11 protein-coding genes and 1 tRNA gene are annotated in these 13,404 nt (G+C 63.4%); 8 read left to right on the top strand and 4 right to left on the bottom strand.

What is annotated here, in order from left to right; translation table 11 throughout:
• The first annotated feature begins 46 nt into the window (after positions 1-46).
• Positions 47-598 carry a peptide-methionine (S)-S-oxide reductase gene (locus Q9290_RS03420; protein ID WP_306078238.1) on the top strand — a complete coding sequence of 184 codons (552 nt, stop codon included), beginning with the start codon at positions 47-49 and terminating at the stop codon, positions 596-598.
• Here Q9290_RS03420 and mobB read toward each other — a convergent pair.
• Positions 595-1,137: a molybdopterin-guanine dinucleotide biosynthesis protein B gene (gene mobB, locus Q9290_RS03415; RefSeq protein ID WP_306078237.1), complete on the bottom strand. Its 543-nt coding sequence runs from the start codon at positions 1,135-1,137 to the stop codon at positions 595-597. The genes Q9290_RS03420 and mobB overlap by 4 nt on opposite strands.
• A gap of 126 nt (positions 1,138-1,263) precedes the next feature.
• Here mobB and tamA point away from each other — a divergent pair, with 126 nt between their 5' ends.
• The 3 genes from tamA (at position 1,264) to Q9290_RS03400 (ending at position 8,676) form a co-directional block, all read left to right on the top strand.
• Entirely contained in the window at positions 1,264-2,979 is a 1,716-nt protein-coding gene (gene tamA, locus Q9290_RS03410) for an autotransporter assembly complex protein TamA (protein WP_306078236.1), read from the top strand.
• Positions 2,976-6,677, top strand: coding sequence for an autotransporter assembly complex protein TamB (gene tamB, locus Q9290_RS03405; protein WP_306078235.1), 3,702 nt, complete (start codon positions 2,976-2,978; stop codon positions 6,675-6,677). Before tamA ends, tamB begins: the two co-directional genes overlap by 4 nt.
• Positions 6,678-6,858: 181 nt before the next feature.
• Entirely contained in the window at positions 6,859-8,676 is a 1,818-nt protein-coding gene (locus tag Q9290_RS03400; RefSeq protein WP_306078234.1) for a PglL family O-oligosaccharyltransferase, read from the top strand.
• A 180-nt stretch (positions 8,677-8,856) separates the two neighbouring features.
• Here Q9290_RS03400 and Q9290_RS03395 read toward each other — a convergent pair whose 3' ends face one another.
• From Q9290_RS03395 to Q9290_RS03385, 3 genes are all read right to left on the bottom strand, one after another.
• Entirely contained in the window at positions 8,857-9,249 is a 393-nt protein-coding gene (locus Q9290_RS03395) for a hypothetical protein (RefSeq protein WP_306078233.1), read from the bottom strand.
• Between the two features lie 100 nt (positions 9,250-9,349).
• Positions 9,350-10,000, bottom strand: coding sequence for a phosphoribosyltransferase (locus tag Q9290_RS03390; RefSeq protein WP_306078232.1), 651 nt, complete (start codon positions 9,998-10,000; stop codon positions 9,350-9,352).
• Between the two features lie 198 nt (positions 10,001-10,198).
• Positions 10,199-10,275 (bottom strand) — tRNA-Pro (locus tag Q9290_RS03385).
• 215 nt (positions 10,276-10,490) lie between these two features.
• Here Q9290_RS03385 and hinT point away from each other — a divergent pair.
• From hinT to nagZ, 4 genes are read left to right on the top strand one after another with little or no spacing between them, the layout of a single operon-like run.
• Complete coding sequence (gene hinT / locus Q9290_RS03380; protein ID WP_306078231.1) at positions 10,491-10,841, top strand: purine nucleoside phosphoramidase; 351 nt, start codon at positions 10,491-10,493, stop codon at positions 10,839-10,841.
• A 10-nt stretch (positions 10,842-10,851) separates the two neighbouring features.
• Positions 10,852-11,457, top strand: coding sequence for a penicillin-binding protein activator LpoB (locus tag Q9290_RS03375; RefSeq protein ID WP_306078230.1), 606 nt, complete (start codon positions 10,852-10,854; stop codon positions 11,455-11,457).
• The gene (locus Q9290_RS03370) at positions 11,447-12,259 is read left to right on the top strand and encodes a phosphotransferase (RefSeq protein ID WP_306078229.1); all 813 of its coding nucleotides are present in this window, start codon (positions 11,447-11,449) and stop codon (positions 12,257-12,259) included. The genes Q9290_RS03375 and Q9290_RS03370 overlap by 11 nt, the downstream gene beginning before the upstream one ends.
• A 42-nt stretch (positions 12,260-12,301) precedes the next feature.
• The gene (gene nagZ / locus Q9290_RS03365) at positions 12,302-13,312 is read left to right on the top strand and encodes a beta-N-acetylhexosaminidase (RefSeq protein ID WP_306078228.1); all 1,011 of its coding nucleotides are present in this window, start codon (positions 12,302-12,304) and stop codon (positions 13,310-13,312) included.
• Positions 13,313-13,404: the final 92 nt, after the last annotated feature.

Raw genomic sequence — 13,404 nt, 5'->3', positions numbered from 1 at the left:
AGCATAGTGGCCTGAACAGGGCCGAACAGAGAACAAGGGAAGCGGCGTGATTCGACTATTAATGCTGACGGCGCTGCTGCTGCCCGTGGTGCCCGCCCTGGCTGGCCAGGCGGTGTTTGCCGGCGGCAGTTTCTGGGTCATGGAAGCCCTGTTTGACGGCCGTCCGGGCATAGAAAAGGTAGAGCCGGGCTGGATGCAGGGCGAAAGCCGCTTGCAGCGCCGGCAGGTAGTGCGAGTGCATTACCGGGACGATATCCTGACTTATGGCGATCTGCTCAGGCTCTACTGGCAGGCGGTGGATGCTCATGATGCCGGCGGCCAGCATTGCGATCGCGGCATTGAGTTCAGCCCGGCGTTGTTTGTGGACGGTCCGCTGCAACTGAAGTGGGCCCGGCAAAGCCGGTCACGGCTACGGCTGGAACGGGGACGGCGGCTGGATGTGCGCATTTTTTCCGTCAGCCGTTTTGTGCCGGCGGCGGCGCGCCATCAGCAATATTACCGCCGCCATGGGCTCTTGTATTATGCCTACCGCCGTGTGTGCGGTTACCCGGACGGCAGCCGTTTCAGCCTGCAACCCCTGTTGGCGGAGGCAGATTAGCGAGCTGGCGTGAGCCGGTTCGATGCCCGCCAGTCCATGATGGCCGCGGCAATGATGGCGGGCTGGTTGAGATCCAGCAAGGGCACCGGCGCTGCCAGTCCGGGAGCGTCGGTGGCCACCGCCAGCACATGCGAGTCGGTGGCGCTGAGCAGGGGCTTGCCGTGGGCGGGGCGATGCACTTCCAGCTTGGCCAGGGGCTGATCGCGAAAGCCTTCCACCAGCACCAGATCCAGGTCTTGAGTGTTAAGCAAGGCCAGCGAGGCGCTCAGCGAAGGCTCGCCCGGGGCGTCATACTCAAGGGTAAGAATGCTGCGTTTGGGGCCGGCGAGCAGGGTCTGGCTGCTGCCGGCGTGGCGCAGCTCGTAGCTGTCCTTGCCGGGCGTGTCCTGCTCCACATCGTGGTGAGTATGCTTGATGACCCCAAGGCGCAGGCCGCGAGCACGCAGCAGGGGTAGCAGGGCGGTCAGCAGAGTGGTTTTGCCGCTGCCGCTGTAGCCGGCAATGCCGAGCAGGTGGCAAGCCGAAGGGGAGTGAGTCATGGCTGATCTCCAGAACCAAAGCGAGGCCGCCAGTGTGCCATGGCTGGCCGCCATTGCCGATGCACAGGATCAATAAAAGCCGGTGTTTTAACGGGCTTTACAGCAACCAATCAAGCGGGTGGCGCGATGAGCGTAACAAAATGGGGACTGATGGCGCTGATGCTGATCAGCCTGGGAACCCGGGCGGAAGACCTGGATCTGCGCCTTAGCGGGCTCGACGACGAGCTGGAAGACAACACTCAGGTCTATCTCGACCAGCTGCCCGCCATTGAGGTGGAGCAGTTTTCCCGATTTAAACGGCAGATCACCACGGCGGTGACCGACAGCCTGCAGTCTCTGGGTTATTACAATCCCGAGATTGAACTCATTCAGAGCGAACAGAACCCCGCCCGGGTCACGGTGCGGGTCAACGCCGGCGAGCCGGTGCGTATTCGCACCCTGAATGTGCGGCTTGAGGGTGATGCCGAAACCGACACCGCCTTTGCCGACCTGCTTGGAAACTTTGCCATCAGGCAAGGTGAGGTGCTGCATCACAATCAGTACGAAACCGCCAAGGCCAGCCTGCTCAGCCTGGCCCTGCGCCGGGGCTATTTCGATGCCGCCTATCGTACCAGCCGGGTGCGGGTCATGCCCTGGGAAAAGGCCGCCGACGTGGATCTGAGCTTTGACTCCGGGCCCCGCTACCGCTTTGGTGAGCTGATGGTCGACTCCGACCGGCCGGTAGACCGGCTGCTCGAGCCCTTGGTGGATATCAAGCCCGGAGAGCCCTATCACGCCAGCCGGCTGGCGGAACTCAGCCGTTCATTGTCGTCCACCCGCTACTTCAAACAGGTGGAGGTGCTGCCCAGGGTGGTGGATGCCGACGAACAGCAGCGGGTGCCGCTGTCGGTGGTGCTGCGAGCCCGGGCCGACAACGAGGTGGAAGTGGGGGTGGGGGTCTCGACCGATGAAGGACCCCGGGTTTCGGTCAACTGGGAGAAACCCTGGATCAACAGCCTGGGCCACAGCCTCACCACCAGCCTTAAGGTGTCGGCGCCGTCCCAGGACGTCACTCTGGTGTACAAGATCCCGCGGGGCCATCCTCTTGAGGACTACTACACCATTCAGGGCGGTTACCAGCGCCTCGATCAGGACGACACTGTCAGTGACCGCCTGGTGGCCGGCGTACACCGCTGGAACATTCAGGAGAACGGCTGGACCCGGGACGTGTTTTTGCGCAGCGAATACGAGTCCTATACCCAGGGCGAGCAGGAAGACACCAGCTTTCTGCTGATCCCGGGCGCCACCTTCAGCCGTACCCGGGTGCGCGGCGGTCTGGACCCTTATTGGGGCGATGCCCAGACCGCGACCCTCGAGTTATCCGAGCCCTGGTGGGGCTCCGACACCCGTTTTGTGCGTTTCTGGGGCCGCAGCAAGTGGCTGCGCACCCTGGCCGAGGATCACCGTTTGCTGGCCCGGGCCGAGCAGGGCGCGGTATGGGTGGAAGAGGTGGAAGATCTGCCGCCGTCGCTGCGTTTCTTTACCGGTGGCGACACCACGGTGCGCGGCTACAGCTATCAGTCGATCACCCCACTGGATGAAAACGGCGACCGCCTGGGTGCCAAATACGCCACTGCCCTCAGTCTGGAGTATGACTACCGCTTTGCGCCCAAGTGGCGAGTGGCCACCTTTGTGGACTCGGGTACCGCCACCAACGACTATCAGGACGACTGGAAGGTGGGCACCGGCCTGGGCCTGCGCTGGCTGACGCCGGTGGGTCCGGTGCGCCTTGACCTGGCTTTTGCCGTCTCCGAAGAAGACACTCCCTGGCGCCTGCACTTTACCCTTGGACCGGAATTATGATGCGATTGAAACGCCTGCTGTGGGGGGCCTTGATCGCCCTGTGCCTGTTGCTGATGCTGGTCGCCAGCCTGCTGCTGACCCACACCGGCAACCAGTGGCTGTGGGGGCTGGCCAAGAAACAGGTGGATGGCCTGGACGGCACCCTGGTATCGGGCCAGCTGCTCAGTGGCTGGGAATTTTCCGAACTGGCCTATGAGCAGGACTCGCTGGCCTTTCGTGCCCGTCAGGTCACCCTCGACTGGCAATTGGGCAAGGTGGTGGACGGGCGCTTCTGGCTGCGCCGGCTGGAGGCCGCCGACATCGACGTGGAGATTCGCGAATTTGCCGAAGGCGAGCCGGAGCCGGACGCAGAGAGCACGCCCCTTGGCGCCATCAGCCCGCCCCTCAATATTGAGCTGGATGACATTCGCGCCGAACGGGTCAACATCTCCCTGCCGGGGCAACGCATCAGCTGGAAAAGCCTGCAGGTCGCCGCCCGCTGGAATCAGGACGGCATGGTGATCACAGGCCCGCAAATGAGCGGGCTGCGGATTGAGCTGGAGTCCACCGGCGAGGCCACTGCGGACGCCGGTCCAGCTAATTCTACTGACAGGACAGCCATCACCCTGCCGGAGATTCGGCTGCCGTTCCCGCTGAAAATCGAGCAACTGGCGCTGACCGACAGCACCCTGGTGCAAAATGGTCAGCTGCAGGCGCTCAGCCGGCTGGCGCTGGCATTGGAAGGCGAGGGCAGCCGGATCCGTATTGAACGGCTGGCGCTGGCCCACGCCATGGCCGACGCCAGTCTGACCGGCGAAGTGACCCTGAGCGGCGATTATCCGCTCAGCGCCAGCCTCAACGCCACCCTGCACGAGCCGCTGCTCGACGGCCAGCTCAAGGGCCAGACCCTGGCACTGACCCTGAACGACAGTCTGGCGAACCTGGCTGCCGATCTCAGCCTCAAGGGCCCGGTGGCGGCTAGGGCTCGGCTCAAGGCCGAGCCGCTCAAACCCGAACTGCCGCTCGACCTGACCCTGAGCTGGCAGCAACTGGGCTGGCCGCTGACGGATCCCCAGTGGACCCTGACGCAAGGGGAGCTGAAGCTTGCCGGTGCGCTGGAAGACTACCGGCTGACACTGAACACCGAAGCCGGTGGTCCCGAGCTGCCGCCGGTGGGCATTGCCCTGGCCGCCACCGGCAACCTGCAGCAGGCCCGTATTGAACCCCTTACTCTGGTGTTGCCCCAGGGGGAAACTCGCCTGACCGGCGATATCGGCTGGACCGATGGCGTGCGCTGGCAGGGTGAACTCACCCTGAACGAGGTGGATCCGGGTGCGTTTGCCGCCGGGTTTGAAGGCCGGCTCAATGGTCGTATCAACAGCCGCTTTGAGCTGAGCGGTGAGCAATGGCAGCTGGAGGCCAGCCCCGAGGTGACCGGCCTGCTGCGTAACCACCCGTTGTCCCTCACCGGTGCGCTCAGCCTTAACCAGGATCTGGAAGGAGAAATCGATAACCTGCTGTTGGCCAACGGTAACAACCGGCTTGCGGTGGCCGGACGTATTGACCAGAACTGGGCCCTGAAGGGCAGCCTGAATGCGCCCAAACTGGCAGTGTATGCGCCGGGACTGTTTGGCGACATTCAGGGAGACTTCAACGTCACCAGTGTACGTGCGGCCCCTCGAGTGCGCGCCAGCCTTGCCGGCAACAGGGCCGGTTTCAACGACACCGAAGCCCGGCAGCTGGCGCTGAATGCCGATGTCACCCTGGGTGAAGCCCCCGCCGGCGAGCTGACTCTGACCGTAAACCGGCTCAACGTGGGCAGTCTGCGCTTTGATGATCTTGCTCTTTCCGCCGATGGCGACAAGCGCGCTCACCAATTGACCCTGACCGCCGAAGGCGAGCCACTGGCACTGGATCTGGCCTTGAATGGCAGCCTCAACGAGCAGGGCTGGAATGGCCGGCTGCAGCGGGCTGAGCTCAACACGCCGCTGGAAGTCTGGCGCGTGCCGGCGCCGGTGGCCCTGGCCTGGCGCCAGTCCGACGGGGTGTTCAATGCCGCCGCCCACTGCTGGCGTTCCAACGGTGCCGGCGTGTGTCTGGATGAACTCAATGCCAGCGCCAAAGAGGGCCAGGCGGGCCTGACCATCAACGACTTCGACCTGGCCCGGCTCAAGCCGTTTTTACCCGACGATTTCGCCTGGGAAGCGGTACTGGAAGGGCGGGCGAATGTTCGCTGGCAGCAGGGCGAGGCCCCCAGAGTCAATGCGCAAATCGGCACCACGGCGGGCACCTTTGTCAGTGGCGATACCCGGTTGGGTTATGACCGGTTGCAGTTGCAAAGCGAGGTGGTCAACAACCGCCTGGTCAGCGAGCTGGCGTTTGACTCCGAGCCCCTTGGCCGCATGCGTCTGAATGCCCGGGTGAACGGGCTGGACGCCGCGCGTAACCTGGACGGCGAGCTGACCATCCAGGATCTGCGCCTCGACTGGTTGACCCCTCTGCTGCCGGAAGTAGCGCGGCTGCAGGGCAGCCTGGCCGGCGATGTGCGGCTGGCGGGCACCCTGACCGCGCCGCTGATGTATGGCGACATCAGCCTCACCGGGGGCGAGGTGGACACCTATGCCGACATGGTGAAGGTGCGGGATCTCACCACCCGGCTGACGGTGCAGGGCAACCGGGCCGTGGTCAACGGTCAGTTGCGGGTGGGCGAGGGGCCGCTCAACATCGATGGTGAGCTGGACTGGAGCGCGCTGCCGGTGAGCGGTGAAATTCGACTCAAGGGCAGCGAGCTGGAAGCGGGTTATCCGGGTATGGGCCGGGTAAAGGTGAGCCCGGATCTGCAGATCACCCTGGGCGAGCAGGCCCGGGTGCGGGGCGACATCCTGATCCCCTGGGCGCGCATCAAGGTAAAAGAGCTGCCCGAGAGCGCGGTGCGCAAATCGTCGGACGTGGTCATTGTGCAGCCCTCGGGCGTGGTGCCCGATATCACTCCCACGCTGCCGCTGGATATTCGTGTACGGGTGCGCCTGGGCGAGGATGTGCGGCTGGAGGCCTTTGGCCTGAACACTCACCTCACCGGTCAGTTGCGGGTGGTGCAGCCGCCGGGCCGCATTATGCGCGCCAACGGTGAAATCCGTCTGGAACAAGGGCGCTTCAAGGCCTATGGCCAGAACCTGTTGATCCGCGATGGCAGCATACTGTTCAGCGGACCGCTGGATCAGCCCAACCTGCGGGTGGAAGCCATTCGCAATCCGTCGAGCATGGCCGACAGCAGTATCGTGGTGGGCGTGCGGGTCTCGGGCAGCGCCACCCAGCCGGAGCTGGAAGTATTCTCCGAACCCGGCATGCCTCAGGCCGAGCAGTTGTCCTGGCTGCTGCGCGGCCGCGGCCTGGAAGGCGGCGACGAAACCGACGGCAACGCCCTGGTACAGTCCATGCTGCTCGGTGCCGGTGTCGGCAAGGTGGGCGGACTGGTGACCGGCGTGGGCGAGGCGCTCGGTTTTCAGGACGTGGCGGTGGACACCAGCGGCTCGGGCGAAAACACGGCGGTGAATATCAGCGCCTATGTGCTGCCGGGGCTGCAAATTGGCTACGGCGTCGGGGTGTTTTCTTCCATTGGTGAACTGCGCCTGCGTTACGAGCTGCTGCCCCGGCTTTACCTGCAGGCCACCAGTGGCCTGAGCCAGGCCATCGATCTGTTCTACAAGTTTGAGTTTTGATGAGTAACCCTCCCCTCGAAAAGGGGAGGGAGCAAAACCTCATCTTTTCACGGGGCGTGAAGGAGTATCCGCGCGCCGGATTTTGCCCGCACGCCGCGTTCAGCCTCATGCTTTTTGCGCTCACCTTGGGTAAAGTAGGCGAACTGTCATCGCCTACCGGCTCGCGAGTATTCAACCCATCATGATGTCCGTGCAATTGCTGAAACAGGAGCGTCTGGCCCGCGTCATGCTGATCTGCGTGGCGATCTATACCCTGTTTGGCATGCACCTGTATTTGCCCCATCTCTTTGGCAGCGGCCTGCAGTTGCCCTTTAATATTGCCGGCTGGTTTTTTGTGGGCGCCATGACCACCCTGGGGCTGTGGCACTGGCATCGCCGCCGGCTGCTGACCAGCCGCTTCTGGCTGGGGACCATGGCGGCCAGCCTGCTGCTGTGGCTGCCGTTTTTCTACTGGCACAATAATTCGGTGGCCGGCCAGGCGCTGCCGCGTATGCTGGGGCTGACCGGCGGCCTGTTGTTGTTTCTTGCCCTGCAACAATGCCGCTTCAACGCGCACGGACGCCGCTATCTGCTCTATGGCCTCTTGCTGGCGGTGAGCATGGAAATGCTGCTGGGGCTGCTGCAGTTTTTTGTGCTGGAGCCGGGCAATGTTTTTGGTTACAACACCGAGGTGCGCTCGCCCTACGGCATTTTTCAGCATCGTAATGTCATGGCCAGTTTCGTGGCCACCGGCATGGTGCTGGCCGTCTACCTGTGGCCGAACGAGGCCAAGTCGCCCCGCTGGCCGTTTTTGCTCAAGTCGTGCTGGTTTGCCGCCGTGCTCGGGGCCGGGGCCATGCTGGTGGTGCTGCTGCAGTCCCGGGCCGGTCAGCTGGGCCTGCTGCTGGGGGTGCTGCTGCTGCTGCCGTTGCTGTGGCAAACCCTGGTCAAAACCCGCTCCAAGCGCTTGCTGGCCAGCCTGGTATTGATCCCGCTGGGCGTGGTGGTAGGCATATTCGGGCTCGACGTGTTCGACATGAGCAAGCGCAGCCTGGATATTTACACCCAGGCCGATGGCCGCTTTGATATTTATGCCCACGGCCTGCGCATGTGGCTGGAGCGTCCCTGGGCGGGCTATGGCTACGGCAGCTTCGAGTCGGCCTTTTACCGCACTTATGCGCTGTGGCGCGAGCAAACTCCCGGTGCTCAGCCGCTGTTTACCGAAATGGGTCACCCGCACAACGAGTTTTTGCTGTGGGCCATTGAAGGCGGGCTGGCGCCGCTGATGGGGCTGGTGCTGATGATCTGGCTGGTGCTGCGGCTGTTAAGCCGGGTGCCGCTGGTGCGGGCGCTGGCCTGGGTAGGGCTGCTGATGCCGATATTCGTGCACAGCCAGACCGAGTTTCCCGTGTACCACTCGCTGCCTCACTGGTTTACGGTGCTGGTGTTGCTGTATGTGATTGACGCCGAGCACGGTCAGCGGGTCATGCTGCCGGCCCCCCCGGCCTGGAGCCGCTGGCCGGTGCGGGCCTGGGGGCTGGGAGTCATGTTGTTTATGGCCAGCGGGCTGGTGGCCAGCCAGCAGATCACCACCTTTGCCCATCAGCCACAGCGGGAGCCGGCACAGCTTGAAGGCGTACTGAACCCGCTGGTGTGGCACGATCGCACCGCTTTTTATCGTCATCATGCCCAGCTGGAACAAGGGCTGCTGACCGCCGATCAGGGGCTGCTGCTCGACTACGCCAGCTGGGCACGGCGTTTTTTGCACCATACCTCCAGGGCCGGCATTTATTACAACACCTATCTGGCGCTGATCCGCGCCGGCGAGCCGGTCCGCGCCGAAGCCCTGCTGGCCGAGGCCCGGCGGCTGTATCCCAATGTGGTACTGCTGCGCCAGGCCAGCATTCAACGGGCGCTGGGGCGGCTGGCCCAGCTCGACCAGGGCATGACCACCACCCGTATCAACAGCTACCTGCCGCTGTACGACAATTTGCGCCCCGCCATTGGCGGGGCTTATTGAACACCGTCATCTCCGTGGAGTGAAGATCCAGAGCAGACGACGCTTGAGCCATGGATCAGGTGTAAATATCAGGTATCGGCGGGGCGGGCGGAATGGACTCCCGCCTTCGCGGGAGTGACGGTCTCGAATGCAGCAGTAACTTGCAGAGGGGGAGAATAGCTAACCTGGGTCAGCGTTGCCTCAGCCCCGCGCGGGGATCAGGTCAAAACCGGTGAGGGAGTCATCGCCCTGCAGGGAGGTGACGGTGATGTTCTGCTGCGACCAGTCCACTTCCTGGCCGGTGGCGGCATAAAGGGTCTGGTTAATGCTGTCGGGAGTCAGCTCGGGCTGATGCTCGGCGCGGCCACCGGGCAGATAAATGGTGCCGTTGGAAAAGTCCACCGCAAAGGCGATCACGCCCGGCACCAGGAAAAACAGCAGGCCCACGCCGTCGGCGATGGCCACCACCGGATCGATACGACCGCTTTTCTGGCCTTTGCGCTCGGGATAAAAAATGGTGCCGCAGGCGGCCAGCTGGGTAGTGATGACGCCGGCCAGCGCCAGCGCCAGGGTCTTTTGCTTGAACCTTGCCATAGCCATACCTCTTTTAATGAAAATCAACCTTTTGAGTGTATAGCACAATGGCGCGGCTTGAATCCGATTCGCTGATGCCAACAGACAGGGCCTGGCGCTGTCAGTGCTCCGCCATCAGGGCGATGACCTCGTCGTCATCCACCTGGGGAAAGTCCAGATACCACTGCCCCACGGCAAAAAACGGCAACGGGGTGGCCAGACAGCACACCCTGTCTACCAGCGGCGCCAGTTCGGCAATGGTATCGGCCGAGCCAACCGGCACCGCTACCAGCACCCGGTCGGGCTGGTGGGCCAGGGTGGCTTCAATGGCCACCCGCATGGTGGCACCCGTGGCCAGACCATCATCCACCAGGATCACCGTTTTGCCGGCCAGGGCCAGGGGAGGGCGTTGATGCCGGTATTTGGCTTCACGGCGGGCCAGCTCCCGTTGCTCCTGCAGCAAGGCCCGTTCGATCTCGTACTGGCTGATGCTCAGTTGCCGGATCAGATGATGATTGAGAAAGTGCACACCGCCGCTGGCCACGGCGCCCATGGCCAGCTCCGGGTTACCCGGACAGCCCAGCTTGCGCACCATCATTACATCGAGCGGTGCCGACAGGGCGTCGGCCACCGGCGCGGCAACGGGCACACCGCCCCGGGGAAGGGCCAGTACCATCAGCGGCGCCGGCCATTTGCACTTGTGGCGAAGGCGGTTCAGTTCTTTGGCCAGCGCTACGCCGGCCTGGTGGCGATCGGTAAAGGGTTGCTGCATGGGGCCCCCCGCAATGAATAAATGGAATCTTTAAAGTTTAGAAGGGGTTGCGTTACCGGGCAGGCTTTTAATGGACCAATACGCAAAAAGCTACCAATCGCATGACAGGTGGGCCTTGTTCTGTGACTCATCAGGAGTGACAGATCGCGGAATACAAAAAGCCCACCTTGAGACAAGGTGGGCTTTTTGAGGATGATTTGGTCGGCGTGAGAGGATTTGAACCTCCGACCCCTGACACCCCATGACAGTGCGCTACCAGGCTGCGCTACACGCCGAGAACGTCATTCGTGATGACGGGGCGCATAATAGAAAAGGCGGCCGGTGCTGTCAACAGCCAATCTTGCGGTGTGGATGCAACTGCCGACAAATTGCGCACTTGCAGGCGACGAGGCCTGTTGTACATCAAGGGCTTACCCATTCACTTGCCGGGCCGGCGAGCTATAATAGCCATCCTGCCCACCGGCAGGCGATTCATTCAAGGAGACAGGCCATGGCAGAAGAGACCATTTTCAGCAAAATCATTCGCAAGGAAATTCCCGCCGACATCCTGTATCAGGATGAGCTGGTCACCGCCTTTCGCGATATCTCCCCCAAGGCACCCACTCATGTGCTGATCATTCCCAACGTGGTGATCCCCACCGTGAACGAGGTGGAGGCCGAGCATGAGCTGGCCCTGGGCCGCATGTTTACCGTGGCGCGCAAGCTGGCCGCCGATGCCGGTATTGCCGAAGACGGCTACCGCCTGATGGTGAACTGCAACCGCCATGGCGGCCAGGAGGTGTACCACATTCACATGCACCTGCTGGGTGGTCGCCCGCTTGGCCCCATGCTGGCCGTGTAAAGGAGCTGACATGACCCCTTTTCGCATTGCCACCCTGGCCTCGGCGGTGCTGGCCCTGAGTGCCTGTACCCTGCCCAACCCTTATTCGACCAAGCCAGCGCCGGTTTATCCTGCCACGCCGGAGCCGGTGCGCCCGCCCGAGCTGCCTCAGCCGGTGTCGCCACCACCGGTGATCGAACTGCCCGAGGCACCGTCGGCACCGCTGCCGGAAGCCAACAACGCCACCATGCAGCGGCTGGCTGATAATCTGGCCGCCCGGCTTCGGGCCAGCGCCGCCGTCACCGAGGTGACCGGCCCGGTGCTGCTCGACGATATTCGCAACCAGGCCGGCAGCCCGGTGGACACGCGCGGGCTTACCGAGCGGCTGCAGGCACAGCTGAGTGGTTCGCTTAACTTTGTGAGTGGCCCCGAGGTGAACAGCCTGCGCCAGCAACTCGCCTATCAGGGCGGACGGGCCGATATCGCCTCGCTGGTGCGCCTGGGCAAGCAAAGTGGCGCCGATTACCTGCTTTCCGGCAGTGTGCACCGGGCGGGCAGCGGCTTCAGCCTGCGTGGCCAGCTGATGGAGCTGGCCAGCGGCGAGGTGCTGTGGTCCGACAGCGTCAGTGGACGCTGAACCACTGCTCGCGAGCCTGCCGCCCGCACTGCGTGGCAGGCTGACTCCCCTTGCCGGCGGTTATACCAACCGCTGTTTTCGGCTGAATACCGAAACACAGAGTTACTGGTTGCGGCTGGGCTGTGAGGCCCCCGCCAGCCTGGGCATTGATCGTCACCTTGAGCTCATGGCCCACGGTCTGGCGGCCGAGGCCGGGCTGGCTCCGGCCATTCGTTATGCCGATGCCGGCTCCGGCCTGCTGGTGCTGGACTGGCTGAATGAGCCGGACTGGCGGCAGGCGCCGGGAACCCTTGCCGCACTGATGCCCAAAGTGGCTCAGTTGCATGGCTTGAAGGTACCCGACCTGCCGCTGCTGAGCCTGACGCAGCGGGTGCAGCATTACCTCGACCAGTTACACTCACTGCCGGCCTGGCTGGCGCCGCTGCTGGCGGCGTTTGAGCGCCCGGCTCTCAACCCGACCTTTGTGCCCGCCCTGTGCCATTGCGATCTGACCGCCGGCAATGTACTGGGCCCGCGGCCCTGGCTGCTGGACTGGGAATACGCGGCACTGGCGGATCCCGCCTTTGAACTGGCCGTGATCGCCGACGACAGGGGCCTGAACGACGCTGGCTGCAATGAGCTGCTGGCCCATTACCGGGCCGCTGGCGGTGAGATGAGCGCGGCCCGGTTGCGGGCCCGGCTGCCCTGGGTGCAACTGCTCACCCTGTTGTGGGCCATGGTGCAGCATCAGCACAGCGGCAAGGCGGAATATAAAGACTGGCTTGAAGCGGCGCGGGCGCTGCTGACTAAAAGCCTTGGGTAATACTTCAATTCAACACGGCCGCGGCGCGGCCCCGGAGCAAACATGGGTCCCTTTATTCTTGATGTAAACGGCTGCGAGCTGGAGGCGGAAGAGCGCGAATTGCTCGAGCACCCGGTGGTGGGCGGAGTAATATTTTTCGCCAGAAATTATCATGACCGCGCGCAGCTTTCCGCCCTGGTCAAAGCCATTCGGGCGGTGAAGCCCGGCCTGTTGCTGACCGTGGATCACGAAGGTGGCCGGGTACAGCGCTTTCGCAACGGGTTTTTTCCGCTGCCGGCACCGGGCAGGCTGGCCGGCCTGCATCATCCCGAGCGCCAAGGTCTGCTGGCCGATGCCGGCTGGCTGATGGCCGCCGAGTTGCTGGCTCACGACATTGATCTCAGCTTTGCCCCCGTGCTCGATCTGGAGCGGGGCAGTGAGGTGATTGGCGATCGCAGTTTCGGCGCCGATCCCGAGCCGGTGATCGCCCACGCCGGAGCTTATATCGGCGGCATGAAGGAAGCCGGCATGGCGGCGGTGGCCAAGCATTTTCCCGGCCATGGCAGCGTGCGTGCCGACTCTCACATCGAAAGCCCGGTGGACAAACGAGAGCTTGCCGAGATAGAGCAGGCCGACATGGTGCCGTTTCGTGAGCTGATTGCTCAGGGCGCCATTCAGGGAGTGATGCCGGCCCACGTGATTTACCAGAACGTGGACGAACGGCCGGCGGGCTTTTCCGACGTCTGGCTGAAAGACATGCTGCGCAACCGCCTGGGCTTTAACGGGCTGATTTTCAGTGACGATCTCACCATGGAAGGGGCCGCCGTGGCCGGCGGTTATGCCGAGCGTGCTAAGCAGGCGCTGGCGGCGGGCTGTGATCTGCTGCTGGCCTGCAATCACAGGCCCGGTGCCGTGGCCATTATCGACAGCCTGCCGCACGATCTGCAGCGGGATTTGTCTTCCCTGCGCAAGAAAGACAATGCCGGCCCGGCCCACCTGTATGGCAGCCGCCGCTGGCGCGAGGCCGCCGATCGGCTGCGGCGCATCGGTGCCGAGCAGGGCTGGAACGATTGAACCGGTAGTTATTTTTATGTAAAAATAAAGTTGTGAAATCAGTCACAACTTTTACAATGGCAGCCGCCTCAGTAAAGGCGGCATTCCAAGAA

The sequence above is a fragment of the Oceanimonas aquatica genome (genome assembly GCF_030732065.1).
Taxonomy (GTDB): Bacteria; Pseudomonadota; Gammaproteobacteria; order Enterobacterales; family Aeromonadaceae; genus Oceanimonas.
This window is presented reverse-complemented; position numbering and strand designations above follow the sequence as displayed.

Bases quoted from the DNA above. Each gene is read 5' to 3' on its own strand.
- mobB (WP_306078237.1), bottom strand. From the start codon at position 1,137: ATGACTCACTCCCCTTCGGCTTGCCACCTGCTCGGCATTGCCGGCTAC.
- tamA (WP_306078236.1), top strand. From the start codon at position 1,264: ATGAGCGTAACAAAATGGGGACTGATGGCGCTGATGCTGATCAGCCTG.
- tamB (WP_306078235.1), top strand. From the start codon at position 2,976: ATGATGCGATTGAAACGCCTGCTGTGGGGGGCCTTGATCGCCCTGTGC.
- Q9290_RS03400 (WP_306078234.1), top strand. From the start codon at position 6,859: ATGATGTCCGTGCAATTGCTGAAACAGGAGCGTCTGGCCCGCGTCATG.
- Q9290_RS03395 (WP_306078233.1), bottom strand. From the start codon at position 9,249: ATGGCAAGGTTCAAGCAAAAGACCCTGGCGCTGGCGCTGGCCGGCGTC.
- Q9290_RS03390 (WP_306078232.1), bottom strand. From the start codon at position 10,000: ATGCAGCAACCCTTTACCGATCGCCACCAGGCCGGCGTAGCGCTGGCC.
- hinT (WP_306078231.1), top strand. From the start codon at position 10,491: ATGGCAGAAGAGACCATTTTCAGCAAAATCATTCGCAAGGAAATTCCC.
- Q9290_RS03375 (WP_306078230.1), top strand. From the start codon at position 10,852: ATGACCCCTTTTCGCATTGCCACCCTGGCCTCGGCGGTGCTGGCCCTG.
- nagZ (WP_306078228.1), top strand. From the start codon at position 12,302: ATGGGTCCCTTTATTCTTGATGTAAACGGCTGCGAGCTGGAGGCGGAA.